Source organism: Arenibacter sp. F26102 (assembly GCF_023015865.1).
Classification (GTDB): Bacteria; Bacteroidota; Bacteroidia; order Flavobacteriales; family Flavobacteriaceae; genus Arenibacter.
In genome coordinates this window covers 2,181-27,256 of record NZ_JALKBC010000018.1, presented here as the reverse complement: position 1 = coordinate 27,256, position 25,076 = coordinate 2,181, and the positions used below count along the sequence as shown (strand labels likewise).

Here is a 25,076-nt window from a genome sequence, read left to right as displayed (position 1 = left end):
GTCAACGGTTTTTGGTGCCCACGACTAGATTCGAACTAGCACGTCCTTGCGAACACCACCCCCTCAAGGTGGCGTGTCTACCAATTTCACCACGTGGGCTTTAAAATCTAATTAAAAGACTTTAATGCGTTTGAAAATAGTCTCTAAATTTAGTTAATTCGAAACTATTTTAAACAAAAAAAGTTAAGTACGAGACTTAACTTTTTTGTGACCGGGCTGGGGCTCGAACCCAGGACCCTCTCCTTAAAAGGGAGATGCTCTACCAACTGAGCTACCAGGTCATATTGAGTAGCAAACTATTGCTGTTTGCGGGTGCAAATATAAGATCATTTGTTTGTTTTGCAAGGCCTTTTGGAGATTTTTTTTTTTTTTTTTGAATTACCACCAAATTAGCCCAATTTTACAAAAAATTAGGACGTGAAAATAGTATTGGTTGGGTATATGGGTAGTGGTAAGACGACAATTGGTAAATTGTTGGCTAAGGAGTTGGAAATAAGTTTTTTAGATTTGGATGAAGTTATTGAGGAAGGTCTGGGCAACACCGTTTCGAACATATTTAATGGGAAAGGCGAGATCTTTTTCAGGAAAAAGGAACATGAATATTTAAATGATGTTTTGTCCCAAAAAAACAATTTAATTCTGTCTACTGGTGGAGGAACACCATGTTATTCTGGAAATATGGAGACCATGTTGGCTCTGGCAGATCATGTTTTTTATCTAAAAATCTCCATTCCTGGTCTAGTGAAAAGACTAATTAAGGAAAAAGACCATAGACCCTTGATCAAAAATATAGATGATGGGGACCTACCGGAATTTATTGGAAAGCATTTATTTGAACGAAACAACTACTATCTTAAGGCAACACATATTATTGAATGTGATGATAAAGATCCTGGGACATTAGTTACTGAAATACAACAATTACTCGGTTAAAAAAACCGAATCGTTTTTGGCCTTGAATTCCACATTTATGTGTTCTTGGAGTGATGTGGATAAGGATATTCCCTTATAATCTGCTTTTACCGGATATTTCTTGTGATTCCTGTTCACTAAAACAGCTGTTTTAAGCTGTTTTAAGGGCACGCGTAAAAAATGGTGGACTCCATATATTAAAGTTGTCCCAGAGTTGAGCACGTCGTCTACCAAGACTACGGATTTATTGGCGTATTCCGATTCTGGGATGGAGGTCTTAACACCACTGGCCAGAGGGTTGGACTTGTCCATGATTACCTTGCATAAAACGATGTTGGCCTCTGTTATTTTTTGGAGTACGGCCTGTATCTTCTTGGCGAAATTCAATCCCCCACCTTCAATTCCGGCAATAATTATTTCTGGTTCATCTACATTGGCCTCATAAATCTGATAGGCAATGCGCTTTATCTTATGCTGTATCTGGTCATGGGATAATATTCTATTGGCCATAGTCATTTCTATTTAGATTCAAATATAAAAAACAGTTCCTTATCTGCTCTCGGTTTTATGGAATTGTGTGCGGTTTCCAAAATCTTGATTTTGAAATGCTCCTGAAAAAGGGTTTTATATTCTGCAAGGCTTCCTCCAAATGGTGGTCCCGATTCGGTTAGCGGAAAATTAAACAACAGCCCTGTCAACTTGCCATTGGGTTTCAGAAGTTGTTTCATTTTGCGTACATAATCCGTCCTCAAGATTGGATCTAGGGCGCAAAAAAAAGTCTGTTCCAAGATTAAATCAAAATTATTCAATTCTAAATCAAAGAAGTCCCCTTCCAGAAGTTGATCGTTAGGAAAATATGGAATCCTTTTTTTTATGTGTTCCAGTGGCTGCTTGGCGATATCGATAATAAAAACATTCGAAAAACCTTTTTCCACCAGATAAAGCAGTTCATATGCATTTCCGGCCCCGGGGATTAGGATTTTTATATTTTTATCCTTCAATTGGTCAATGTATTCTTTTAGTGGAGTTGAAATGTAACCAATATCCCACCCCATTTCCCCTTGGTCATACTTTTTCTCCCAGAAATCCTTATTCAACTTCGTCATCCAAGTAACCATCTATGTCCCTTCTATCCTTTTTTGTAGGTCTTCCTGCGCCTTTTTTTCGATAATAATCTTTGGAGTACTGCAATAGCTCGTTGTGTTCAAAGGCTTCCTTGGGAGTGGTGTCCTTTCGATAGATGTCCACGAGTTTGGCACCTACCCTACTTTCTGGAACATCCAATACAGTAAACTCGTAATTAATTTGGTTTTTTCTTACAACTACTTTGTCCAGCGGATATACTTCCCTCGAAGGTTTAACCACTTGTTCATTGATTCTTATATGCCCTTTTTTACAGGCTTCAGTAGCTATGTTCCGTGTTTTAAAATAGCGGGTGCTCCATAGGTATTTGTCAATTCGCATAAACTATTGAAAATCTTTGTTAACGTCTTCTACAAAAATAGTTGAAAATTGTATCTTGCGGCCTTTAAATAAGAAATCAATGACTATAAAGAGAATTCTTTTACTTACTTTAATTTTTGTGGCTATCTGGTCTTGTAAAAAAGACGACGGTAATGACATCGAAGTGATACCCCCAAGATTGCTAAGTGAGGTTGCAGTGGAAAATGATGCTGAAATACAAGCTTATTTAAAAACACACTTTTATAACTATGAAGATTTTGTAGAACCAATTGATGAAGGTTTCGATCTAAGGATAAAGCTAGATACCATTGCTGGTGCCAATGCCGACAAAAAATCCTTGTTTGAAGATGCTGAAACACAGGTGATAAAGATATCATCCAGTGATTTGGGATTGGATGCAGGGGAAGTGGATATTGAACACACCCTATATTATGTGGTGGCAAGGGAAGGTGTTGGTGAAAACCCTACACCGGTAGATTCTGTTTACCTAAAGTATCAAGGTATGCGCTTGGATGGCAACATTTTTGACAGTAGGTTGGGAGCCCCGGTATGGTTTGATATGCAGGGATCTGGAGTTTCCGGTAATTCCGGAGTAATAAAAGGATTTAAGGAAGGAATGCCCAAATTTAAATCAGGTGGTGAAATTATTGAAAATGGAGATGGGACGTTTACTGTAACAGGTAGTGGTGTGGGTTTAATATTTATGCCTTCGGGAATTGCCTATTTCAGCGGAAGTGCTCCCGGAGCATCCTATGCACCTCTAATATTTGAAGTAAACTTATTGGCAACCAATACCTCGGATCATGATCGTGACGGTGTAGATACCATTCTGGAGGATTTAAATAAGGATGGAAATCTTTTTAACGATGACACTGATGAGGATGGCATTCCAAATTATTTGGATACAGATGATGATGGGGACGGTATCCTTACCGAGGACGAAATAAAAGATGCCAATAACGATGGTGTTCCTGATTATTTGGACAAAAATATTTAAAGTTAAATTTTACTGATGTAAATAAAAAATGCCCAGCTATCCGCTGGGCATTTTTTATTATGATGACTTTTTTTAAAGTTTCAGAGCCACACTCAAAATTAATTGGTCTGGTCTAGTGTCTATTCGGTCATTGGAAAATGTTCCATCGACAACGGTTACCTCATTTTCGCTAAAACCTCTTTCATACCTTAGGTCTATTCCAAATCTGCCAAAGGACAGTCCAGCACCTATATTTAGGCCTACTGTAAAATCGTTTTCGGCATCACTAATGGTAATACCGTCATAGTCCGTATCCAGAATATATTGGAAGGCAGGCCCTGCAAATAGGTTTAACGGTCCAATTAAGTTGACACCTAACAATATAGGAGCATCCAATTTACTCATTGCAAGACTATTGTTTTCGTAGTCCGATTTTGTTTTGGTGTACACCAATTCAGGTCTAAGGTAAATTTTGTCCCCTACTTTTCCGAAAATTCCAATATGGTATCCCACATTGCCCTTTGGATCTTTGTAGGCTTGTTCGGTAGATTCAAAATAATCACCATTGGCACCATAGTTAAGTCCGCCTTTGATTCCAAATCCTGAACCGTTCTGCGCATGTGCACTAAAGCCCATTAAGGCAATAGCTGCTAATAAAACTGTTTTCTTGATCATAGTGTGTTCTTTTAAAATTAGAATACATTGTGCAATTTTAGGCACAACATTTTTAATAGTTTAACTTAAAAAGAATTTATCTTGACACGATTGGGTGGGGGTGTGGTACAAAAAAACCGCTAAATAAAAGTACTATTTCTAGCCCGTAATTTTAGCAGTTTAGTTGAGTTCTGTTCCACAGTTTTCGCCATTTCTATGTTAAGAATCTTCTTCTCCCTTCAGGGGATTTGAATTATTTTCTTTTTAACACATTGACAACGGCGTTCACTATAGCTTTATTGTTCAATCCGTATTTATCCATTAATTGCTCAGGGGTGCCACTTTCGCCAAAGGTATCTTTGGTGGCTACAAATTCTTGTGGCGTAGGGTGCGTGGTAGCAAGGAATCCAGAGATACTTTCACCAAGACCTCCTAAATAATTGTGCTCTTCCGCAGTAACAACACAACCTGTTTTTTTAACAGATTTTAACACTGCTTCCCCATCAAGTGGCTTTATGGTATGTATGTTTATTACTTCTGCAGATATACCTTGTTTCTCAAGATTTTCGGCTGCTATCAATGCTTCCCAGACCAAGTGTCCGGTTGCTACAATAGTGACATCGGTTCCTTCATTGAGCATTACGGCTTTCCCAATTTCAAATTTTTGGTCCACTGGTGTAAAATTAGCCACTTTAGGACGTCCAAAACGTAGGTAAACAGGACCGTGATGTTCAGCTATTGCAATAGTTGCAGCTTTGGTCTGATTGTAGTCGCAAGTGTTTATGACTGTCATTCCAGGTAGCATTTTCATCAATCCCAAATCTTCCAATATTTGATGTGTGGCACCGTCTTCACCAAGGGTAACCCCGGCATGAGAAGCACAGATTTTTACATTTTTATCGGAATAGGCAATAGACTGTCTTATTTGATCATATACCCTTCCAGTGGAAAAGTTGGCAAATGTTCCGGTAAAAGGAATTTTCCCACCAATGGTAAGTCCGGCTGCTATACCCATCATATTTGCTTCGGCAATACCTATTTGGAAAAAACGCTCGGGATTTTCCTCTATAAATTTTTCCATTTTCAGGGAGCCTACCAAATCGGCACATAATGCAACTACATTAGGATTGGTCCTGCCCAATTCGGTCAGTCCTGCACCAAATCCACTTCTTGTATCATTTTTACCTTGATCTATATATTTTTTCATCTGTACTTGCTTTAATTTTTTGTTAGAAAAGGATAGGGATTAGTAGTCGCCTAAAGTTTCAGGGTTTTGACCCAGTGCTGTAGCCAATTGCTCGTCGTTGGGAGCCTTGCCATGCCATGCGTGGGTGTACATCATGAAATCTACCCCATGTCCCATTACAGTGTGCAATAGTACGCATACCGGCTTTCCTTTTCCAGTTCTACTCTTGGCTTCTTTCATCCCTTTAATGACTGCTTCCAAATCGTTTCCTTCCTTGATGTCCAAAACATCCCATCCAAAAGCTTCAAATTTCTTCTTTAGGTCGCCCATAGGAAGTACGTCGTTGGTGGCCCCATCAATTTGCTGACCATTATAATCTATGGTAGAAATAATATTGTCCACTTTCTTTCCTGCAGCATACATAATGGCTTCCCAATTCTGCCCCTCCTGCAATTCGCCATCACCATGAAGTGTGTAGACTAGTTTGGAATCCTTGTTCAGTTTTTTGGCCTGTGCCGCACCTAAGGCGACAGACATACCTTGGCCCAATGAGCCCGAGGCGATGCGTACACCTGGTAAACCTTCATGGGTGGTAGGATGACCTTGAAGACGCGAATCAATTAATCTAAAGGTATTCAGTTCTTCAACAGGAAAGTATCCTTTTCTAGCCAAAACACTATAGAAAACAGGGGATATATGCCCATTTGACAAAAAGAAAAGATCTTCATCTTTACCGTCCATATCAAAACCGTCCTTAAGCTCCATGACTTCATTGTACAGGGCAACAATAAATTCAGTACAGCCCAATGAACCTCCTGGATGCCCGGAGTTAACCTTATGAACCATTCTTAGAATGTCTCTGCGAACCTGAACGGTCAAATCTTGTAATTCTTGAAGTTTTGGCATTTTATCTTTATTTTTTAAACTTTTCAAAAGTAATGGCAATCTTTTGGGTACACAAGCGGGAGTTATAATATTTTATCAACTATCATAGCCCATAACAGAACTTTATTTTTTTGTTAAGGATTTAATGGCTTTGAGTTAACTATATTTGCGGCTTTAAATAGATTTTTTTTGAAATTTACTTTACAACATTCAGACACAAGGACCAAGGCCAGGGCAGCGGAGCTGATTACAGATCACGGCAAGATAGAAACCCCTATTTTTATGCCTGTAGGTACCGTTGCTTCGGTAAAAGGGGTACATCAGAAAGAATTGAGGGAAGAAATTGATCCCGATATTATTTTAGGGAATACCTATCATTTATATTTAAGGCCTAAAACGGAAATTTTGAAACAAGCTGGTGGACTTCATAAGTTCATGAATTGGGATCGAAATATTTTAACGGACAGTGGCGGGTATCAGGTATATTCCTTGTCGGATAACAGAAAGATAAAAGAAGAAGGGGTTAAGTTTAAGTCGCATATTGATGGTTCCTATCATGTGTTTACGCCTGAGAACGTGATGGAAATACAGCGCGTGATCGGGGCCGACATCATTATGGCCTTTGATGAATGTACTCCTTATCCATGCGATTATAAATATGCAAAAAGATCTATGCATATGACCCATAGGTGGTTGGACCGCTGTATTAAACATTTGGAGAAAACTCCCTTTGCCTATGATTACGAGCAAACTTTCTTTCCAATTGTACAAGGATCCACCTATAAGGACCTTAGAAGGCAATCAGCGGAATATATTGCCGGAGTAGGAGCGGAGGGTAACGCTATTGGCGGACTTTCTGTGGGCGAGCCTGCTGAGGAGATGTATGCAATGACAGAGGTGGTCTGCGAAATACTTCCAGAGGACAAACCCAGATATTTAATGGGAGTGGGTACTCCTATCAATATATTGGAGAATATTGCATTGGGGATAGATATGTTCGATTGTGTTATGCCTACAAGAAATGCTAGAAATGGTATGCTTTTTACAGCGCATGGCACTATCAATATAAAAAATAAGAAATGGGAAGACGATTTTTCCCCTTTGGACGAAATGGGGACCACCTTTGTAGATCATGAGTATTCCAAGGCCTACTTAAGGCATTTGTTCGCAGCTAATGAGTACTTGGGAAAACAAATCGCTACCATTCATAATTTGGGATTTTATATGTGGTTGGTTCGTGAGGCAAGAAAACATATTTTAGCAGGGGATTTCTATGAATGGAAATCTGTAATGGTGAAACAAATGGATAAACGACTATAGGTGCTAACCATAATAGATAAATACATACTTAAGCGCTACCTGGCAACTTTTTTTGTCATGCTTTTGCTGTTCGTGCCCATTGGAATTATGGCGAATTTGGCAGAGCAAGTAGGGAAAATGATAGACAATGAGGTCCCTTTTCCTGAAATTGCCATGTATTATTTAAATTTCACCTTGGTTATTGGGAATCTATTGTTTCCTGTTTTCCTTTTCCTGTCGGTCATTTTCTTTACCTCCAAATTGGCAAACAATACCGAAATTGTGGCTATCCTTAGTTCAGGGGTGTCTTACGGCCGATTCTTGCGCCCTTATTTAATAGGTGCTTCCATAATTGCCATCATCATGTTTTTTATGGGGATGTTTATTGTGCCAAACGCTAGTGTGGGTTACAATGAGTTTATTTTTAAATATTTAAAAAAGGGAAAACAGGATAGGGTTACCACAAATATTTTCAATCAATTAAATGAGAACGATTATATCTATGTCAGTAGTTTTGATCCAGCAAGGCAGATAGGTTATAATTTCACCATGGAACGTTTTAACGAGGAAAACACGTTGGACTTTAAGATATCCGCAGCCAACATTCGCTGGATAGATAAGGATACTGTTTACAGACTTACTTCCTACGAAAAAAGAAAACTGGTGAACGATGTGGAAATTGTGGAAACAAAACGAAGATTGGATACCATTTTCGATTTTAAGATTGACGACCTTACTCCCGTATCCTATATAGCTGAGACCAAGAATATGTTTGAGCTAAACAAATTTATAGCTACACAAAAAAGGAAGGGTGCTTCGAATATAAACAGTTATATATTGGTGAAATACAAACGTTGGGCATTGCCTATTGCAGCATTTATCCTTACCATTATTGCCGTGGCGGTTTCTTCCGTAAAGAGACGGGGTGGTATGGGTGTGAATTTAGCGTTTGGAATAGGGGTGGCATTTATATATATCTTTTTCGACAAGGTATTTGGGACCCTGGCAGAACAATCAGGATTTTCGCCTTTATGGGCCGTTATCATTCCCAATGTTATGTTTGGGGCCATAGCGTTTTATTTGTTGCAGAATGCCAAACGCTAAGCTAAAGAATTATCTTCACCTTCATTTTATAGTTTTTGTTTGGGGCTTTTCGGCAGTCCTGGGTAAGTTGATAACTATAGATGCCCTGCCTTTGGTATGGTATCGCATGCTAATGGCATCCTTTATTATTATTGCTTATATCCTTATTAGGAAATTTCCATTGAAGGTGCCTCCAAAAACTTTGTTGACATTGGTTATTGGAGGAATTGTTGTGGCCCTACATTGGGTTACCTTTTTCATGGCGATCAAAGTCTCCAACGTTTCTATAGCTTTGGCAACTATGTCTACTGGAGCTTTTTTTACCGCTTTATTGGAACCGTTCTGGTACGGTAGGAAAATGGTTGGCTATGAAGTGGTTTTCGGAATCATTGTTATGTTGGGCCTGTATATAATGTTTAGGGTGGAGACCACTTATATGCTTGGCATGTTATTGGCGTTGGTTTCCTCCTTTTTATCTGCCACGTTTTCCTTGATCAACGGTAAATTAACGCAAGAGCAAAGACCCTCCATCATTTCATTTTATGAATTGGGCAGCGGTGTGTTGTTTCTAACTATTTATTTGGCATTTAGCGGAAGTTTTGATCAAAAGTTCTTTCAGCTGCCCTTAAACGATTGGATCTTTATTTTTATCCTTGCTTCTATCTGTACAGCTTATGCCTTCATAGCCTCGGTAAAGATTCTTAAATACATTTCTCCATACACGGTTATTTTAACAGGCAACTTGGAACCCGTCTATGGTATAATATTGGCATTCCTGATTCTTGGCGATAGTGAAAAAATGAATCCACTATTCTATGTCGGAGCACTCTTAATATTAACTACTGTAGTAGCCAACGGGATTTTGAAAAATAGAAAAAAATTAAAAAAAAGACTAATGGGTTACCTTCCCATTAAAGTTTTATATTTGCCTGATGAAAAGAACTAAACCTATAAACCTATGGAGTATTTAGATTTTGAACTGCCAATTAAAGAGCTAGAAGAGCAATTGGATAAGTGCATGATTATCGGTGAAGAAAGTGAAGTTGATGTTTCTGAGACTTGTAAACAGATCGAGAAAAAACTGGCTGAAACCCGTAAGGAAATATATAAGAATCTTACCGCATGGCAAAGGGTACAGTTGTCAAGACATCCCAATAGACCCTATACCTTAGATTATATTAGAGCCATTTGTGGGGAAACCTTTTTGGAACTACATGGCGATCGCAATGTAAAGGACGATAAGGCTATGATCGGTGGATTAGGCAAAATTGGTGATCAGAGTTATATGTTCGTTGGTCAGCAGAAAGGCTATAATACCAAAACCAGACAGTTACGGAATTTTGGAATGGCCAACCCTGAAGGATATAGAAAGGCATTGCGCTTAATGAAGTCCGCCGAAAAGTTTGGAATCCCAGTAGTGTGCTTAATAGATACTCCAGGTGCTTACCCAGGGATCGAGGCAGAGGAAAGGGGGCAAGGAGAGGCAATAGCAAGGAATATTTTGGAAATGACCCGTCTAAAGGTACCTATTATTGTGGTTATCATTGGAGAAGGCGCTTCTGGAGGAGCCTTGGGCATTGGAGTAGGTGATAAGGTACTGATGTTGGAAAATACTTGGTACTCCGTTATTTCACCGGAATCCTGTTCGTCCATTCTTTGGAGAAGCTGGGAGTATAAGGAAATTGCGGCAGAGGCATTAAAATTAACCGCAACGGACATGAAAAAAATGAAGTTGATAGACGAAATTGTTCGTGAGCCTGCTGGTGGTGCACATGCCAATAGGGATAAGACTTTTGAAATCGTAAAAAATAAAATTTCTTCGCATTATGAGGAATTAAAAAAGTTATCACCAAAAGAATTGGTGAAAAACCGAATGGATAAATATGCCAACATGGGTGTATTTAATGGATAGTATCCCTTTTTGTCAAGGTGAAAAAATCTGGAGCGGAAATTCTCCAGTTTTTTTTTGCTTATAAACAAATTCCGTAACTTATCAACAGGCAAATTGTTGAACAACTGTTAATATCCCAAAACCCTTTTTAATTCTTATTTGTATAATTTAGCGCTCATGGAAAAAACGAACCCTATTATTGGTCATCGAATAGACAAGTCGACCATTATTAGCTTGGAAAAAGGTAAAATACCGCCTCAAGCTACTGATTTAGAGGAAGTTGTATTAGGTGCAATGATGATCGACAAGAAGGGGGTCGATGAAGTAATAGATATCCTACATCCTGAAGCCTTTTATAAGGACGCCCATAGATATATCTATGAAGCCATTTTTAAGTTGTTTGAAAATTCTGAACCGGTGGATTTATTAACCGTTTCTTCCCAATTGAAAAAGGATGGTCGGTTGGAGAGTGCCGGGGGCGATTTTTATCTGATAAAATTGACACAGAAAGTAGCTTCTTCTGCGCATATAGAGTTTCATGCCCGTATTATCCTTCAAAAATTCATACAACGGAGTCTTATCAAGATTTCAAATGAAATAATCGAAGAGGCCTACGAGGATTCTACCGATGTGTTCGATTTGTTGGATACCGCAGAATCCAAGTTGTATGATGTTACCCAAGGTAACTTAAAGCGTTCTGCTGAAACGGCCCAGAATTTGGTCATCCAGGCAAAGAAAAGGATTGAAGAAATTGCAGGTAAGGAGGGACTTAGTGGAATACCGTCCGGTTTTGATAAATTGGACAAGCTAACCTCTGGTTGGCAACCTAGTGATTTGGTAATTGTGGCTGCCCGTCCAGGTATGGGTAAAACGGCCCTAACCTTGTCCATGGCAAGAAATATTGCCGTAAATTCCAATATTGGGGTGGCTTTCTTTTCCTTGGAAATGTCATCTGTTCAGTTGATTACAAGGTTGATTTCGTCGGAGACAGGATTGTCTTCCGAAAAATTGAGGACGGGAAGATTGGAGAAACATGAATGGGAACAGTTGAACGTTAAGGTAAAAGCATTGGAAACCGCACCCTTGTTTATCGATGATACGCCTTCCCTATCTATTTTCGACCTTCGGGCCAAAGCAAGGCGTTTGGCTTCGCAGCATAATATTAAAATGATCATTATTGATTATTTGCAGTTGATGACGGCAGGAGGAAGTCAAAAAGGAGGAAACCGTGAACAGGAGATATCTACTATATCCAGGAACTTAAAGGCATTGGCCAAGGAATTAAATGTGCCTGTAATAGCGTTATCGCAGTTATCCAGGGCCGTAGAGACCAGGGGAGGAAGTAAACGTCCTATTCTCTCAGATTTACGTGAATCCGGAGCTATTGAACAGGATGCCGATATTGTTTCTTTTATCTATAGGCCGGAATATTATAAGATTGATGAATGGGATGATGAAGAACGTTCCCCAACAGCCGGACAAGCAGAATTTATTGTGGCGAAGCATAGAAATGGTGGTTTGGAGAATATCCGTCTTAAATTCGTTGGACATCTAGGTAAATTCGATAATTTGGATGATTTTGATTCTCCGTTTGAATTTCAATCCAAAATGAATGCCGAAGATGAAAATCCGTTTATTACCAAAAACCTTCCCAATGCCAATGAAGCTTTTGGTAGTTCCATGAACGATGATTCCATGCAGGATGATAACGATGTGCCATTCTAAACAGCCTCAGCACAGCTTTAAACGTTTTAACTTGTTTGTTTTTGGGATTTTCCTATCTTGCCAATAGATATAATTTAAGGAAAGAAATTGAGGAATATATTCCAAAATAAAATATTGCACAGCACCCTGTCCAAGAGGGTGTTCATTACCGTTTTTTTCTTTTTCCTTGTTTTAAAATCCTTCGCTTCCAGTATTCTTATTCCTATGGACGCGGAAAGTCAAATAAACCATTTAAAAGCTTACGGTATCACATACTGGGTATTGACCAAGCAGCAAAAAGTACAGTGGCTGTTGAATTATAGGGGAGGTTCCTTTTTGTTGCCCGACGGGGAAACTATCCGTAAGGAATGTCAGATAAGGGGGGTGTCCTTTGAAATTTTATCCGATTCCGAAACCCAAGCTATTCTAGATGAAATTGCAAGCCCTTCCAAAAATCAGGAAGCGGTAATATTGGAGAAGGCTCCTAAAATTGCCGTATATACCCCTAAGGATAACTCCCCTTGGGACGATGCGGTTACCATGGTTCTTTCCTATGCTGAAATTCCGTATGAGCAATTGTATGATGAGGAAGTACTGGAGGACAAATTGGTGCTCTATGACTGGTTGCATTTGCATCATGAGGACTTTACGGGACAATATGGTAAATTTTATGGTGCCTACAGAGCTGCACCCTGGTATATAGAAGGAAAACAGAATGCGGAAGCCTTGGCCCAAAAATTAGGATATAATAAAGTGTCTGAGGAAAAGAGGGCCGTAGCTCTAAAAATTAGAAATTATGTTATTGGGGGAGGGTTTATGTTTGCTATGTGTTCCGCCACGGATAGTTTTGATATTGCCTTATCTGCGGACGGAGTGGATATATGTGAGCCAATGTTTGATGGTGACCCCTCAGATGCCAATTACCAAGGAAAGCTGGACTATGGAAAAACTTTTGCCTTCACCAATTTTACGTTGGAGCGCAATCCGTTGCGATATGAATTCTCTTCTATAGATATGACCAATTCGCGGGGCAATGTTCCCAAGGAAGCAGACTATTTTTCTTTGATGGATTTCTCTGCCAAATGGGACCCGGTTCCTACTATGCTGTGCCAAAACCATACCGCTTTGGTTAAGGGGTTTATGGGACAGACAACGGCCTTTGCCAGGCAGGAAATTAAACCCACCGTACTGGTATTGGGCGAAAATAAAATTAATGGTGAGGCACGCTATATCCATGGAATTAAAGGAAAGGGTTTCTTTACATTTTATGGTGGTCACGATCCGGAGGACTATCAGCACAGGGTAGGGGACCCGAAGACCGAATTGGAACTTCATCCCAACTCTCCAGGTTATCGCCTTATTTTGAACAATGTCCTTTTTCCCGCTGCTCAGAAAAAGAAGCAGAAGACCTGAGCAGAAATCAGATTTTTAATTTTTCTCTTGACAAATTTACTTATCTCAATAGCAATCTAGCTTAATTTGCCTTCGGTTTTGGTATTGACTAAGGTCTTTACCAAGATTAATCCTTGTTGATGCCTTCGGACGCCAATCAATAAAGTATCTATATTCAACTTACCAATGGAATACAACTGCTCACCAACGCCATTCTATGCCGTCAAATGATATTAAGCTTGTGGCAAGAAAAAGAGCAATAGTTCTAAAAGAGTAGTTTTGATTTTCTTATAATTTTGTGTTTTCGAACATATAAAACCGTTATCGAAATAGAGATTTGGATAACGGTTTTAAAAATTATAGTTGTTAAGAAATTCCAATGGACGGGTACCGGTATCCAAACCATTTGTCTAGTTCTGGTAATAAAATTGACTTCTTTTGATATGCCTTAGGAGAGTTCAAAGTGGTGTCAAGTATCATTGTTTACCATTTAGTCGGATGAGGGACATGGTCATATAGAATTACTTTGATATAGGAAATTACCCCCTTGGGTTTAAAATGCACCTATAAAGTGGCTTCCTGCTACGTTTATTAATTCAGCACCTTTAGTTACTTCGCCAGTTTCAGTTTCTACAACGTAAATGTTTCCATTTTGACCTACAGCACCTTGGGTTACGTATATTTCTGTTCCATCGATCACAAAACCTTGGTACTGGAATAAGTAGAAATCTGGGTCATAAGGAATAGCATCTATTTTTACAGCTGTTTTAGCGTTTAAATCTACTAAAGCGAAAAACCCTTGAGCACCTGCTACGCCTTCTGCAGATCCATTATGGCGGTAAGCTAAAACCGCTTTGCCATTTGCTGCAGGTCTCCAAGCAAGGATATAAGCTCCTTCAATACCTAAAGCATCATCCAAATTAAACTCATAAGAATCGTCATATTCGTTATCGGCATCAATTTTTAAAATGTGGGATCCTGCAGGGTCACTTTGATTGGCTTGATAAACACTTCCATTATATTCGAAGGAATTAATACTGCGATAACCGTTCGTATTTCCGTGTCCTACGGTAGAAGTAATTACAGATGGATTTAACAAAGATGGGTAATCCAGTACAATAGTTTTAGAACCTAAAATTTCATAATCACTGTCACTTTCTGCAGTGGCAGGATCAACCTTGCTTAATCGTGCACCTATATATAATTTATCTCCAGCTGCATTTAGAGTGGGCATGTCTATTCTTGAGATATAATAACCATTAGCTTCTTCTTCGGCACTTAAGGGAACACTATGTTCTTGGAACTCCTTTATTGAAGAATTCACTAAATCCAATGTTACAACACCAATCGTAGCTTCTGTACGTTTGTAATCGTCACTGTCATCAAATTCATTTTCTGTGTTTACATAAACAGCAGCCCCAGTTTGGTCTCCATCAAATAATTTTATCCATCTTGGTGCAGTGCCAACATATGGGGCGATACTTACGTCAGAGCCTGAAGCTGTAAAAGTTTGGCCTCCTTCTACAGTATACTTTGTGTAGTTTCCGCCAGTATCTCCACCGTAACTAATATTAAAAATAATGTTGCCATCTTCGGAAGACTGTAATCTAGCTGTTCTGTTGGAAGGGGCAATAAATCCGTTTTCAAAAGGCGCGATTGATACAGTAGGGTCTTTTGCATCATTGCTGGTTACAGAATAAATTAATGTTCCTCCATTTCCATCACCAGGGATGTCTCCCATTTTAGCAGCGGCAACGGTAATCCATCTAGCTTCTTCAATTGGATCTGGATCCGGATCTGGATTTCCGCCAATATCATCGCTACTACAAGCAGTCATTAGGCCAGCCGTTAATGCAATTGTTGCTAAGGTTTTAAAATTTAAATAAGTACGTTTCATTTTTAATTCTATTAAATGGGTTAAAATTTATTGATTGTGTAATTTAATTTTAGGTAAAAAGCTCTTCCTGGCTTTTGTACAGAAAGATTATCGTAAACGGGTTCGTCAAATATGTTTTTGATGTCAAAGCTTATCACAAACTTATTATTTGGGAAAGTGTAACTAAGACCAAAATCTTGTGCCAATTGTTGGGGTACTTCAAAAAACTCAGTACCAACGGTGTTCGTTCCCTGTGCAGTCAAGAATGAAAATTCATCGGTGAAATAGGCATTATAGAAAAGATTTAAACGCGAATTTTTGAGAAGTACATCTTTAAACGAGTAACGGAGACCACCGTTCATGGTAAAGAATGGTGTATTTGGAACGTCTATCTCTATTCCTTGATTTTCAATTTTTAAATTGAAACGGGAAATATTGAAATTGAGACCAAAATTATTGTTATAGGTATAGTTTAATTGTGCGTCTATTCCTCTAGATGTGCCACTCCCTTGATTTACATATACTATTAGTTCATCATCTACATTGAGTGATGTTTGAATAGGTAAACCAATTCTATCTTTGATGTTTCGGGTGAAAACATTTGTTGACATGGTAAAGTCATGCTTTTTGATGTTAAATGATCCAAATCTGAAACCTAAGTTGTAGTTGTTGCTGCTTTCGGGATCAATGCTTGAATTGGCGACTACGTTATCTCCGTCATTACCAAATACTTCTGTTTCGTTAGGCAACCGGATAGCTTTTTCTGCGGATGCTAAAAGTGTTATATTGGGAATAATGGCATAGGAAACTGCAAAGCCATATCCATCATAATTCTTATTACTGCTAACAACTTCATCTACTACTATGTTGTTTCCGTTGCTGTCAGTTTCTATAGCAGGATCAATACTTACAGTTTTCTGCTGATAATGTTTTCCAAATAAACTGGCTTTTAGCTTTTCTTCTAAAGCTGTTAATTCATAGGTTAAAGAATAAATGTTTTTATGCAAATCTCTGGTTCCGAGAAAGGTGTTTTCCAATACTGATCTTAAAGCATCACTATCTTCCCTGTCAATTCCACTATATACATGATTTACAGAAACCTTGTGTTTGTCGTTAACAGCATATGAAACCCCAGTTCTAATTGATGCTACATTTCTTTTAATTTTAGCTAGGGTAGGTCCTCCCTCTTGTTGGGAACGCCAAGTGTATTGATATTCATTTCCTCTAAAATCAATAGCTCTTTCTCCATTCCAACTATACGCCCAAGAAACGGTATCGTTGACAGCTCGGTTTCTTTTACCATACAATCCGTTTATAGTAACATCAAGCCCTTTGGTGAAAAGATTTTTCTTTTGATAGTTTAAGCTCGCCAATAGGGCATCGGATTCTAAGAACCTATCCTTGTACGGAGTAATAGTCATAAAAGCCCCATGCTGTACTTCTTTATAATCATCAGAACCGGTAACACCAAGAAAAAATTGGTCTGCCCATTTTACATTGGTATAGCCAACCTGTGCCATTCCACCTGTAGACCTATAGGCATCGTTGAATCTTCTTGCCGTAATAGGTGTTTGTACACCTCCTAAACCAGTAACAACTACGCTTCTACCTGATACTTTATAATCATTATTGGAATAGTTATGAAAAAGGGATGCCTTTATAGTAAATCCAGATTTTTCGAAGCGATATAAGCCATTTACACTGGTTTGAAAGGTATTGAAGGATCCGTAGGAAACCGAAGCATTGAAATTGGTTTTTGCATCTTTATGAAGTACAATATTAATGGCTCCTCCTAGAGCATCGTCTGCCAAATGCCCAGGAACCACCCCTTTGTAAACCTCAATATTTTTAATCATTGAAGGTGGAATACTGTTCAAATTAAAAGAATTGCCATACATAGAAATGGGGATTCCGTCGATAAATATGCGCACAGAGTTTCCTGACAATCCATTTAAACTATAACTAACCTCGGAACCTAAACCTCCATTTTGACGAATTTTCACACCAACAGTAGTGTTTAACAATTCGTTCGTTTGAATATTTCTTAGACTAGCTTCTTCTGTTTTTATGGCATTAACAGCAAAGCCTTTGGTTTCAATCTCTGTCTCTTTGGTCTTGCCGCTGACAGTTACCTCATCTAGGTTTTCCACGGTTTCCTGCAGGGTGAAATCGATCTTAATTTTAGTGGCACTTTCGTACACATCAATGGTCTTTGAGAGCGTGCCATAGCCTATAAAGGAAACCACGATCTTTTGCATTCCTGGAGGCACCTTGCTAATAAAGTATGCCCCATTATTGTCCGATAGAACACCGCGTTTTAAACCTTCTATCAATACAGTTGCAAAGGGTAAGGGCTCTCCCGTAGCATCACTTACCGTACCCGAAATTGTACCGAAAGATTCTTGGCCTTTTGCAGACAAGAAAACCAAGAGTAGGACAGCCGTAAACAAGTTCTTCATATTTTTTGTAAAAAGTTTTCTATTTTTATTAAGATTTAGTCTAAATAATAATAGATTTGCAAATATAATCTGGGATTTCGGGTAGCAATAACGCAAAAGGAAGTTTTAGTTACGAATTGAGAATTAATGAGAATAGGTCTTTTTCCAACTAAGAATCGTAGTATAAGTAAAGGTGTTGATTCCATGGAAGTTGTTCAGGAGGATCCATTTGTAAATCAAGTGTTCAGCCAAGAAAATGGAATTAAAGGAGGTAAACAGGAACTCTGGTTAGATGGCGCCAGGGTAATTCTGAGAAATTTAAGTCTCGACAACCTTTCTACCTTAGAATATGAAAATACCCATTCTTGTTTTGGTATCCATTTTTTGCTAGAAGGTAACTATAGGTTTAGCAGTAAAGAAGACAATACCAAGTTGGGTATTAACTCCGGTTATTATAATCTTGTTCAATGGCCAAACGTTTTAGGAACTCAAAAACATAAAGGGCTAGTGTGTGTTTCTGTAGAGGTTTTCTTTACAAAGATGTACCTCCAAGATTTATTGGGTACAGAATATCATTCTGACTTTGAGTCATTCCTGGACGTTTTTGGTAACTATCCCAAATGTCTGTGGGGTACAGGACAACCAATTCCATCTAGGTTAAGAATAATGCTTCTCAAAATTTTGAACTGTCCATATATAGGGAGTTCCAGAACCAACTATATAGAATCCCAAATGCGCTGTTTGGTAATAGATGCCTTGCTGGGAAGGGAGAATGATACTGGTGATAAAGGGGAATCCAAGTTGTCTATATTAGATTATGAAGCTATTGAAAAAGTGGATTCCTATATCATCAGAAACCTAAAGGAAAAATTAACTATTAAGGAACTGTCTGAAATAGCAGGGTTTAATACTACCAAGTTAAAAAGTTGTTTTAAAAAGATGCATCAAACAACCATATTTAAATATATTACCCGTTTGCGGATGGAGAAGGCCAAAAAATTGATTCTTACGGACAATTTATCAATTGCACAGGCGTCCTATGAAGTGGGGTATTCCAATCCACAGCATTTCACCGTTGCGTTTAAGAAAACAATGGGGTATTTACCAAGTGCATTGTTAGGTTTGCAGCAGTGATATATTTTTATCTATTAATCTGTTTTGCCGCTAACATTGATTCCAAAATGTTTTCAACACCGAAATCATTATTGCTGGTTGTCAAGTATTTCGATGCCCTCTTGACATTAGGATGTGCGTTGGCCATTGCAAAGCTAAAATCGGCCATGGATAACATTTCCAAGTCATTATTGTAATCGCCAAAAACCATTGTTTCCTGTCTGCTGATGCCGTACTTTTCTTGAATATACTGCAAGGCATAACCCTTATTAGCGTTCATATGGGAAATATCCAACCAACTCTCTCCAGAAACTTTCACTTTTAATTCCGATTCCAAATGCTTTACCCAAGGATAGATATGCTTTTCAGAACTTTCAAAATGGTAAATGGCTATTTTTAAAACTTCGCCATCAAAAGATGAAATGTCGTTTAAAACGCTAAACTCGGAATAATACTCTCTTAGTTTGTTTAGAAAAGCATCAGAACTGCCATTGGTATAGGCATTGTTTTTACCGCACAGAACCGGATGTATGCCCTCTATATTCCTTAAAAGATCTATGGTTTGTTTAATGGTATCTTGGTCCAAAGGTGTTGCCAACAATTCTTTGTCCTGCTTTTTAACAAAAGCTCCATTTTCTGCCACAACAATTATATCATTTTTAATGGCATCCAGTTTATCAACTATGCTGTTGTATTGTCGTCCACTCGCTGCCACAAATTTAATGTCCCTCTTTCTTAGTTCTTCGAATAAGAAGAAGAATTTAGCGCTTACCTCATGTTGGGAATTTAATAGTGTGCCATCCATATCGGTGACCACCATTTTCACTTTAGATAAATCCATTCAAATAGTTTAAGTTGCAAAGGTATTTGTTATCATCCTAAATTCAAGTCTTGTTATGTAAAGTTTTGGATTTATTAATATTTGTCGAAATTTGGACAAATTATAGATACCCATTATTATGTTGTTTTACCAAGAGGAGGTACGTTTAAAGGCTTACAGGAGAGGATTTCATTTAATTACAAATACAATACTGGAACACTTGCCACATTTAAAAAGGATACAAACAGGTATGCTTCAGGTTTTTATAAAGCATACCTCGGCAAGCTTAACTATAAATGAAAATGCCGATGCCACCGTTAGGGCAGATTTTGAAAGCCATATAAATATAATGGTTCCGGAAAATGCGCCATATTACCGCCATGATTATGAAGGCTCGGACGACATGCCCGCACATATCAAATCTTCTCTGATGGGAGCATCTGTGCAGATACCTATTAGCAATGGTAAATTAAATTTAGGAATATGGCAGGGTATCTATTTGTGTGAACACAGGAACAATGCAAGTGGAAGGAATTTGGTGATAAGCTATTTTGGGGTTTAGTAGGTGTTTTTTTATTTTGTAAATTAGTGTAATTCGGTTTTTAAAAGTGAAATTATGGCAACAAAGGACATGATATTAAACAAAATACAGATTCTGATCACTAATAAATTTGAAACCCCGGAAGAGGCATACAACTTTTTTGATGAAGATGGAGATGGTAAACTTAAAAAAAGTGAGATAGTTGAGTTGTTGAAGAAAGCGGAAATAAGTGGATTTTTGCGTGGAATTGTATCTTCTAAGCTAATTGAAGGTTATGATAAATCTGGCGATGAGTTTATCGACTGGGAAGAGTTCAAGCAGGCTGTTGGGAAGATAAAAACAACTTGATAGTAGTTGGTTTTGTGTTCAATATCCTTGAAGATTTTGAACAAGGCATAAAAAAAACCTGTTCCTTTTGGAACAGGTTCTTATAAGCGAGATAAGTTTATTAATTTATTTTACTTTGTTCACAATAGCTTTGAAAGCATCTGGGTGGTTCATGGCCAAATCAGCCAAAACCTTACGGTTTAGCTCTATATTGTTGGCTTTTACCTTGCCCATAAACTGGGAATAGGACATTCCGTGCATTCTGGCACCAGCGTTGATACGGGTAATCCATAGGGAACGGAAAGTTCTTTTCTTGTTTCTACGGTCTCTGTAAGCATATAGCATTGCTTTTTCAACCGCATTTTTAGCTACTGTCCAAACGTTTTTACGTCTTCCAAAGTAACCTTTGGCTTGCTTCATTACCTTTTTTCTTCTGGCTCTGGAAGCAACTGAATTTACTGATCTTGGCATAATTTTAATTGTTTTTTGTAGTAGGCGATCCTTTAATGTAGAATACTTTTAATGCCTAACTCCAGGGTTAATAATTACCGAATTAAACGATTACTTTAAACGTAATTGTTCTTTAATACTGTTAACATCCGCCTCGTGAACTAATCCAGAGTGGGTTAACGCTAGCTTACGCTTTTTGGACTTCTTCGTAAGAATGTGGCTCTTAAATGCGTGCTTTCTTTTAATCTTACCAGTTCCTGTAAGCTTAAATCGCTTTTTGGCACTGGATTTTGTTTTCTGTTTAGGCATTTTCTTCCTATTTATTAATTTATCTCGCTTACTATCTTGATGCTAAAAATTAATTCAGCATTTTATTTTAAATAACCAGAGCTACGAAGCCCAGGCTTATTTTTTGGTTTTTGGGGCAAGGAACATGGTCATGCGCTTACCTTCAAGTTTTGGCATCTGCTCCACTTTACCTAAATCTTCCAATTCTGAGGCTAATTTAAGCAATAGAATTTCCCCTTGATCTTTATAGACAATGGAACGACCTTTAAAGAACACATAAGCTTTTAGCTTTGCACCATCTTTTAAGAATTTCTCTGCGTGCTTTTTCTTGAACTCATAATCATGGTCATCCGTTTGTGGACCAAATCTTATTTCTTTTACGATTACCTTGGTGGCTTTGGACTTCATGACCTTTTCCCGTTTCTTTTGCTCGTAAAGAAACTTCTTGTAATCTATTATTTTACAAACAGGGGGTTCGGCTTTAGGAGAAATTTCTACTAAATCCAATTCCAGTTCTTCCGCTTTGGCCAAGGCTTCGCGGGTGTTGTATACACCTACCTCTATATTGTCGCCAACCAACCTAACTGTGGGCGATGAAATACTTTCATTGATGTTGTGCGGGTTTTTGTTTTCCCTTCTAGGTTGAGGCCTAAATCTTTTTCTAATTGCTATGACGTAATTTTTTTAGTTAAACTTTTTTTTAAAACGACTTTAAGGTACTGTTTATTTCATTTAATACCAAGTCGGAAAATGCTTTTACGGATATGGCGCCTAAATCTTCACCGCCATGTCTCCTGATAGAAATGGTTTCCTCTTTTTCTTCATTCTCCCCTACAATCAGCATAAATGGGATTTTATTCATCTCTGCTTCACGTATTTTCTTGCCTACCGTTTCATTTCGGTTGTCAATGAGGGCGCGAATGTCGTTATTTTCCAAGGAATTTAAAACTTTTTGGGCATATATTTCATGTTTTTCGCTGACAGGTAGTATAATAGCCTGCTCCGGCATCAGCCAAAGTGGAAAATTACCTCCTGTGTGTTCCAGCAAAAGTGCAATGAAACGTTCCATACTTCCAAAGGGAGCCCTGTGGATCATTACAGGTCTATGCAATTCATTGTCACTACCTTTGTAGGTAAGGTCAAAACGCTCCGGTAAGTTATAGTCTACCTGAATTGTCCCCAATTGCCAGTTCCTGCCAAGGGCATCTTTTACCATAAAATCCAACTTGGGACCGTAGAAAGCAGCTTCACCACTTTCTATAACAAAGTCGAGGCCTTTTTCTTTGGCTGCATTTATAATGGCATTTTCCGCTTTTTCCCAGTTTTCTACCGATCCAATATATTTTTCAGGCTTGTCCAAATCCCTTACGGATACTTGTGCTGTGAAATTACCAAATCCTAAAGATCCCAATACATATAAGGTAAGATCAATTACGTTTTTAAACTCATCCGCCAATTGGTCCGGAGTACAGAAAATGTGGGCGTCATCCTGTGTAAAGCCTCGTACTCGTGTAAGTCCGTGCAATTCACCACTTTGTTCATATCGGTAAACAGTTCCAAATTCGGCATACCTTTTTGGAAGTTCCCTATAGCTAAATGGCTTTGTATTGTAAATTTCACAATGATGTGGACAGTTCATGGGCTTTAGTAAGAACTCCTCATCCTCTTTGGGGGTCTTGATCGGTTGAAAGCTATCAGCTCCGTACTTTTCATAATGACCGGAGGTAACATAAAGTTCCTTTTGTCCAATATGTGGGGTAATCACCATTTCATATCCGGCCTTCTTCTGTGCCTTCTTTAGGAAATTCTCTAAACGCTCTCTTAAGGCCGCGCCTTTTGGAAGCCATAAAGGAAGTCCTTGTCCCACTTTTTGTGAAAAAGTGAACAGTTCCAATTCCTTGCCCAGTTTCCTGTGGTCCCTTTTTTTGGCTTCTTCCAGTAGTTCCAAATATTCGGTGAGTTCTTTCTGTTTAGGAAAGGAAATGCCATATACCCTGGTCAACTGATTGTTTTTTTCATTTCCCCTCCAATAGGCGCCAGCTACGCTTAGTATTTTAATGGCTTTTATAATACCGGTATTAGGTATGTGTCCGCCCCTACAAAGATCGGTAAAGGTGTCATGGTCACAGAAAGTAATGGTGCCGTCCTCCAGATTTTCAATAAGTTCTACCTTATATTGGTTGTCTTGGGATTTATATAGGTCCAGTGCCTCTGCCTTGGTGGCGGAACGCATCTTAAAATCGTGTTTCCCCCTAGCAATTTCCAAGGCTTTCTTTTCAATTTCAGGAAAGTCCTTTTCTGAAATAGAGCCCTCGGCCAAATCCACATCATAATAAAATCCATTATCAATGGCTGGTCCTATGGTTAATTTTACACCAGGGTACAATTCTTCCAAAGCTTGGGCTACAACGTGCGAGGTAGAATGCCAAAAAGCTGTTTTTCCTTCTTTATTGTTCCAACTATATAGGATAAGCGATCCATCTTGCTTCAATGGAGTTACGGTTTCGACTGTAACGCTATTAAATTTCGCAGAAATGATATTTCGCGCCAATCCTTCGCTTATGCTTTTAGCTACCTCTAAAGGTGTTGTTCCTTCGGCATATTCTCTAATGCTACCGTCGGGTAAAGTTATTTTGATCATGCTTTTTTGTCGTAATAAGTGTGCAAAGATAACATCTAGTATTAATGTTGGCAATATATATAGGAACGATTTTATACATATACATATACATATATAGGATAGTTGTTTGGTGCTCCCTCCCTTTATCGGGCCGGGTGCCGGGCCGTATCCCTTTCGTTGCTCCGGGGATGCCGGTTCTCCCCATGCCTACTGGAAGGCGGGCCTGGCGCGTTTCGGCACAATTTTAACGTGCCATTGTTTTGCGGTTATGGGAAAAAGCGTTAAATTGTTTTCCCTTTTTGCGTGTCCTGCTTTGTTGCAATATGCTTGTTGACAGGGCGTTGTGCGCGCCCTTGAAAAAAAGGTAAAAAAAGTTTCAAAAAACCCTTGTGGATTTAAAAAAGGGTGGTAAATTTGCACCCCGCTAACGAAGCAATGTCGGAATTGGCGGAAAGGGTGTTTGGAGCGCCACGTTCATTAAAGTTACTGTTTCGGATCTACTGGCAAAAAGAAAAATAAAATTTTTTCGAAAAAGCTTGTCGGATTAAAAAAAGGCTGTACATTTGCAGCCGCTTTGGGAAACAGGGCGAACGATAAAAGAGAAATAAGTTCATTGATATATTGTAAAGACAGCGCACCATATTTCCGGAAACGGGGATGTGGTGCAGAAAAAGAAATCGAAAGAACGGGCCGGGAAGATATCTCATATGGTTGATCGAAGTTATATAAGAATCAACGATGAAGAGTTTGATCCTGGCTCAGGATGAACGCTAGCGGCAGGCCTAACACATGCAAGTCGAGGGGCAGCGGGGATAAGCTTGCTTATCCGCCGGCGACCGGCGCACGGGTGCGCAACGCGTATAGAATCTGCCTTGTACTGGGGAATAGCCCAGAGAAATTTGGATTAATGCCCCATGGTATGCAACTGTGGCATCACAGTTACATTAAAGGCTACGGTACAAGATGACTATGCGTCCCATTAGTTAGTTGGCGAGGTAACGGCTCACCAAGACAGCGATGGGTAGGGGCCCTGAGAGGGGGATCCCCCACACTGGTACTGAGACACGGACCAGACTCCTACGGGAGGCAGCAGTGAGGAATATTGGACAATGGGCGAGAGCCTGATCCAGCCATGCCGCGTGCAGGAAGACGGTCCT

The 25,076-nt window shown here is 38.9% G+C and carries 24 protein-coding genes, 2 tRNA genes and 1 rRNA gene (1 of these 27 only partly in view); 12 read left to right on the top strand and 15 right to left on the bottom strand.

The genetic code is table 11. From position 1 onward, the window contains the following. Positions 1 to 12: 12 nt before the first annotated feature. A tRNA-Leu gene (locus tag MWU78_RS19755) sits at positions 13 to 99 on the bottom strand. 109 nt (positions 100 to 208) lie between these two features. Next, positions 209 to 281 (bottom strand) — tRNA-Lys (locus MWU78_RS19750). A gap of 136 nt (positions 282 to 417) precedes the next feature. Here MWU78_RS19750 and MWU78_RS19745 point away from each other — a divergent pair. Beyond that, complete coding sequence (locus MWU78_RS19745) at positions 418 to 933, top strand: shikimate kinase (RefSeq protein ID WP_247001027.1); 516 nt, start codon at positions 418 to 420, stop codon at positions 931 to 933. Here the strand turns inward: MWU78_RS19745 and MWU78_RS19740 are convergent. The 3 genes from MWU78_RS19740 to MWU78_RS19730 are packed head-to-tail and all read right to left on the bottom strand — an operon-like array spanning position 922 to position 2,376. After that, positions 922 to 1,422, bottom strand: a complete 501-nt coding sequence (locus tag MWU78_RS19740; RefSeq protein WP_247001025.1) for a phosphoribosyltransferase family protein — start codon at positions 1,420 to 1,422, stop codon at positions 922 to 924. The genes MWU78_RS19745 and MWU78_RS19740 overlap by 12 nt on opposite strands. A gap of 8 nt (positions 1,423 to 1,430) precedes the next feature. After that, positions 1,431 to 2,018 carry a methyltransferase domain-containing protein gene (locus tag MWU78_RS19735; protein WP_247001023.1) on the bottom strand — a complete coding sequence of 196 codons (588 nt, stop codon included), beginning with the start codon at positions 2,016 to 2,018 and terminating at the stop codon, positions 1,431 to 1,433. After that, complete coding sequence (locus tag MWU78_RS19730) at positions 2,002 to 2,376, bottom strand: RNA-binding S4 domain-containing protein (RefSeq protein ID WP_247001021.1); 375 nt, start codon at positions 2,374 to 2,376, stop codon at positions 2,002 to 2,004. Before MWU78_RS19730 ends, MWU78_RS19735 begins: the two co-directional genes overlap by 17 nt. A gap of 79 nt (positions 2,377 to 2,455) precedes the next feature. Between MWU78_RS19730 and MWU78_RS19725 the strand changes: the two genes are divergently transcribed. Then, positions 2,456 to 3,373: an FKBP-type peptidyl-prolyl cis-trans isomerase gene (locus MWU78_RS19725; RefSeq protein WP_247001020.1), complete on the top strand. Its 918-nt coding sequence runs from the start codon at positions 2,456 to 2,458 to the stop codon at positions 3,371 to 3,373. A 72-nt stretch (positions 3,374 to 3,445) separates the two neighbouring features. On the opposite strand, the gene MWU78_RS19720 is transcribed toward MWU78_RS19725, so the two are convergent. From MWU78_RS19720 to MWU78_RS19710, 3 genes are all read right to left on the bottom strand, one after another. Beyond that, positions 3,446 to 4,024: an outer membrane beta-barrel protein gene (locus MWU78_RS19720; RefSeq protein ID WP_247001104.1), complete on the bottom strand. Its 579-nt coding sequence runs from the start codon at positions 4,022 to 4,024 to the stop codon at positions 3,446 to 3,448. Between the two features lie 235 nt (positions 4,025 to 4,259). Then, positions 4,260 to 5,213 carry a transketolase C-terminal domain-containing protein gene (locus MWU78_RS19715; protein ID WP_247001018.1) on the bottom strand — a complete coding sequence of 318 codons (954 nt, stop codon included), beginning with the start codon at positions 5,211 to 5,213 and terminating at the stop codon, positions 4,260 to 4,262. 39 nt (positions 5,214 to 5,252) lie between these two features. After that, positions 5,253 to 6,098, bottom strand: coding sequence for a transketolase (locus MWU78_RS19710; RefSeq protein WP_247001016.1), 846 nt, complete (start codon positions 6,096 to 6,098; stop codon positions 5,253 to 5,255). A gap of 168 nt (positions 6,099 to 6,266) precedes the next feature. On the opposite strand from MWU78_RS19710, the gene tgt reads away from it, so the two are divergent. From tgt to MWU78_RS19680, 6 genes are all read left to right on the top strand, one after another. Continuing rightward, a complete protein-coding gene (gene tgt, locus MWU78_RS19705; protein ID WP_247001014.1) occupies positions 6,267 to 7,397 on the top strand; it encodes a tRNA guanosine(34) transglycosylase Tgt in 1,131 nt (376 codons plus the stop codon). Next, complete coding sequence (locus MWU78_RS19700) at positions 7,398 to 8,480, top strand: LptF/LptG family permease (protein WP_348647116.1); 1,083 nt, start codon at positions 7,398 to 7,400, stop codon at positions 8,478 to 8,480. It abuts the gene before it with no gap. After that, on the top strand, positions 8,467 to 9,405 hold the full coding sequence (locus MWU78_RS19695; RefSeq protein WP_247001012.1) for a DMT family transporter: 939 nt from the start codon (positions 8,467 to 8,469) through the stop codon (positions 9,403 to 9,405). The genes MWU78_RS19700 and MWU78_RS19695 overlap by 14 nt, the downstream gene beginning before the upstream one ends. A gap of 12 nt (positions 9,406 to 9,417) precedes the next feature. Then, positions 9,418 to 10,371 carry an acetyl-CoA carboxylase carboxyltransferase subunit alpha gene (locus MWU78_RS19690; protein WP_187588557.1) on the top strand — a complete coding sequence of 318 codons (954 nt, stop codon included), beginning with the start codon at positions 9,418 to 9,420 and terminating at the stop codon, positions 10,369 to 10,371. 156 nt (positions 10,372 to 10,527) lie between these two features. After that, positions 10,528 to 12,075 (top strand): replicative DNA helicase, encoded by a 1,548-nt coding sequence (dnaB, locus tag MWU78_RS19685; protein ID WP_247001010.1) that lies wholly within the window; start codon positions 10,528 to 10,530, stop codon positions 12,073 to 12,075. 204 nt (positions 12,076 to 12,279) lie between these two features. Continuing rightward, complete coding sequence (locus MWU78_RS19680; RefSeq protein WP_247001100.1) at positions 12,280 to 13,467, top strand: asparagine synthetase B; 1,188 nt, start codon at positions 12,280 to 12,282, stop codon at positions 13,465 to 13,467. A gap of 532 nt (positions 13,468 to 13,999) precedes the next feature. Here MWU78_RS19680 and MWU78_RS19675 read toward each other — a convergent pair. Next, positions 14,000 to 15,343, bottom strand: coding sequence for a hypothetical protein (locus tag MWU78_RS19675; protein ID WP_247001008.1), 1,344 nt, complete (start codon positions 15,341 to 15,343; stop codon positions 14,000 to 14,002). A gap of 20 nt (positions 15,344 to 15,363) precedes the next feature. Continuing rightward, positions 15,364 to 17,781, bottom strand: coding sequence for a TonB-dependent receptor (locus MWU78_RS19670; protein WP_247001006.1), 2,418 nt, complete (start codon positions 17,779 to 17,781; stop codon positions 15,364 to 15,366). 126 nt (positions 17,782 to 17,907) lie between these two features. Between MWU78_RS19670 and MWU78_RS19665 the strand changes: the two genes are divergently transcribed. Continuing rightward, positions 17,908 to 18,894, top strand: coding sequence for a helix-turn-helix domain-containing protein (locus MWU78_RS19665; RefSeq protein ID WP_247001004.1), 987 nt, complete (start codon positions 17,908 to 17,910; stop codon positions 18,892 to 18,894). Positions 18,895 to 18,901: 7 nt separating this feature from the next. On the opposite strand, the gene MWU78_RS19660 is transcribed toward MWU78_RS19665, so the two are convergent. After that, on the bottom strand, positions 18,902 to 19,714 hold the full coding sequence (locus MWU78_RS19660) for an HAD family hydrolase (protein ID WP_247001002.1): 813 nt from the start codon (positions 19,712 to 19,714) through the stop codon (positions 18,902 to 18,904). A 118-nt stretch (positions 19,715 to 19,832) separates the two neighbouring features. Here MWU78_RS19660 and MWU78_RS19655 point away from each other — a divergent pair, with 118 nt between their 5' ends. Then, positions 19,833 to 20,255: a secondary thiamine-phosphate synthase enzyme YjbQ gene (locus MWU78_RS19655; RefSeq protein WP_247001000.1), complete on the top strand. Its 423-nt coding sequence runs from the start codon at positions 19,833 to 19,835 to the stop codon at positions 20,253 to 20,255. A gap of 54 nt (positions 20,256 to 20,309) precedes the next feature. Next, a complete protein-coding gene (locus MWU78_RS19650) occupies positions 20,310 to 20,582 on the top strand; it encodes an EF-hand domain-containing protein (RefSeq protein ID WP_187588565.1) in 273 nt (90 codons plus the stop codon). A gap of 105 nt (positions 20,583 to 20,687) precedes the next feature. On the opposite strand, the gene rplT is transcribed toward MWU78_RS19650, so the two are convergent. The 4 genes from rplT to thrS form a co-directional block, all read right to left on the bottom strand. Beyond that, entirely contained in the window at positions 20,688 to 21,032 is a 345-nt protein-coding gene (gene rplT / locus MWU78_RS19645) for a 50S ribosomal protein L20 (RefSeq protein WP_247000998.1), read from the bottom strand. Between the two features lie 90 nt (positions 21,033 to 21,122). Continuing rightward, on the bottom strand, positions 21,123 to 21,320 hold the full coding sequence (gene rpmI, locus MWU78_RS19640; RefSeq protein WP_187588568.1) for a 50S ribosomal protein L35: 198 nt from the start codon (positions 21,318 to 21,320) through the stop codon (positions 21,123 to 21,125). 96 nt (positions 21,321 to 21,416) lie between these two features. Next, positions 21,417 to 21,965: a translation initiation factor IF-3 gene (infC, locus tag MWU78_RS19635; RefSeq protein ID WP_348647117.1), complete on the bottom strand. Its 549-nt coding sequence runs from the start codon at positions 21,963 to 21,965 to the stop codon at positions 21,417 to 21,419. 34 nt (positions 21,966 to 21,999) lie between these two features. Continuing rightward, positions 22,000 to 23,940, bottom strand: a complete 1,941-nt coding sequence (gene thrS / locus MWU78_RS19630) for a threonine--tRNA ligase (protein WP_247000995.1) — start codon at positions 23,938 to 23,940, stop codon at positions 22,000 to 22,002. Positions 23,941 to 24,654: 714 nt separating this feature from the next. Between thrS and MWU78_RS19625 the strand changes: the two genes are divergently transcribed. Beyond that, positions 24,655 to 25,076: ribosomal RNA gene (locus tag MWU78_RS19625) — 16S ribosomal RNA — on the top strand; it runs 1,357 nt beyond the window's last position.

Bases quoted from the DNA above. Each gene is read 5' to 3' on its own strand.
- MWU78_RS19740 (WP_247001025.1), bottom strand. From the start codon at position 1,422: ATGGCCAATAGAATATTATCCCATGACCAGATACAGCATAAGATAAAG.
- MWU78_RS19735 (WP_247001023.1), bottom strand. From the start codon at position 2,018: ATGACGAAGTTGAATAAGGATTTCTGGGAGAAAAAGTATGACCAAGGG.
- MWU78_RS19730 (WP_247001021.1), bottom strand. From the start codon at position 2,376: ATGCGAATTGACAAATACCTATGGAGCACCCGCTATTTTAAAACACGG.
- MWU78_RS19725 (WP_247001020.1), top strand. From the start codon at position 2,456: ATGACTATAAAGAGAATTCTTTTACTTACTTTAATTTTTGTGGCTATC.
- MWU78_RS19715 (WP_247001018.1), bottom strand. From the start codon at position 5,213: ATGAAAAAATATATAGATCAAGGTAAAAATGATACAAGAAGTGGATTT.
- MWU78_RS19710 (WP_247001016.1), bottom strand. From the start codon at position 6,098: ATGCCAAAACTTCAAGAATTACAAGATTTGACCGTTCAGGTTCGCAGA.
- MWU78_RS19695 (WP_247001012.1), top strand. From the start codon at position 8,467: ATGCCAAACGCTAAGCTAAAGAATTATCTTCACCTTCATTTTATAGTT.
- MWU78_RS19690 (WP_187588557.1), top strand. From the start codon at position 9,418: ATGGAGTATTTAGATTTTGAACTGCCAATTAAAGAGCTAGAAGAGCAA.
- dnaB (WP_247001010.1), top strand. From the start codon at position 10,528: ATGGAAAAAACGAACCCTATTATTGGTCATCGAATAGACAAGTCGACC.
- MWU78_RS19680 (WP_247001100.1), top strand. From the start codon at position 12,280: ATGGACGCGGAAAGTCAAATAAACCATTTAAAAGCTTACGGTATCACA.
- MWU78_RS19675 (WP_247001008.1), bottom strand. From the start codon at position 15,343: ATGAAACGTACTTATTTAAATTTTAAAACCTTAGCAACAATTGCATTA.
- MWU78_RS19670 (WP_247001006.1), bottom strand. From the start codon at position 17,781: ATGAAGAACTTGTTTACGGCTGTCCTACTCTTGGTTTTCTTGTCTGCA.
- MWU78_RS19665 (WP_247001004.1), top strand. From the start codon at position 17,908: ATGAGAATAGGTCTTTTTCCAACTAAGAATCGTAGTATAAGTAAAGGT.
- MWU78_RS19660 (WP_247001002.1), bottom strand. From the start codon at position 19,714: ATGGATTTATCTAAAGTGAAAATGGTGGTCACCGATATGGATGGCACA.
- MWU78_RS19655 (WP_247001000.1), top strand. From the start codon at position 19,833: ATGTTGTTTTACCAAGAGGAGGTACGTTTAAAGGCTTACAGGAGAGGA.
- MWU78_RS19650 (WP_187588565.1), top strand. From the start codon at position 20,310: ATGGCAACAAAGGACATGATATTAAACAAAATACAGATTCTGATCACT.
- rplT (WP_247000998.1), bottom strand. From the start codon at position 21,032: ATGCCAAGATCAGTAAATTCAGTTGCTTCCAGAGCCAGAAGAAAAAAG.
- rpmI (WP_187588568.1), bottom strand. From the start codon at position 21,320: ATGCCTAAACAGAAAACAAAATCCAGTGCCAAAAAGCGATTTAAGCTT.
- thrS (WP_247000995.1), bottom strand. From the start codon at position 23,940: ATGATCAAAATAACTTTACCCGACGGTAGCATTAGAGAATATGCCGAA.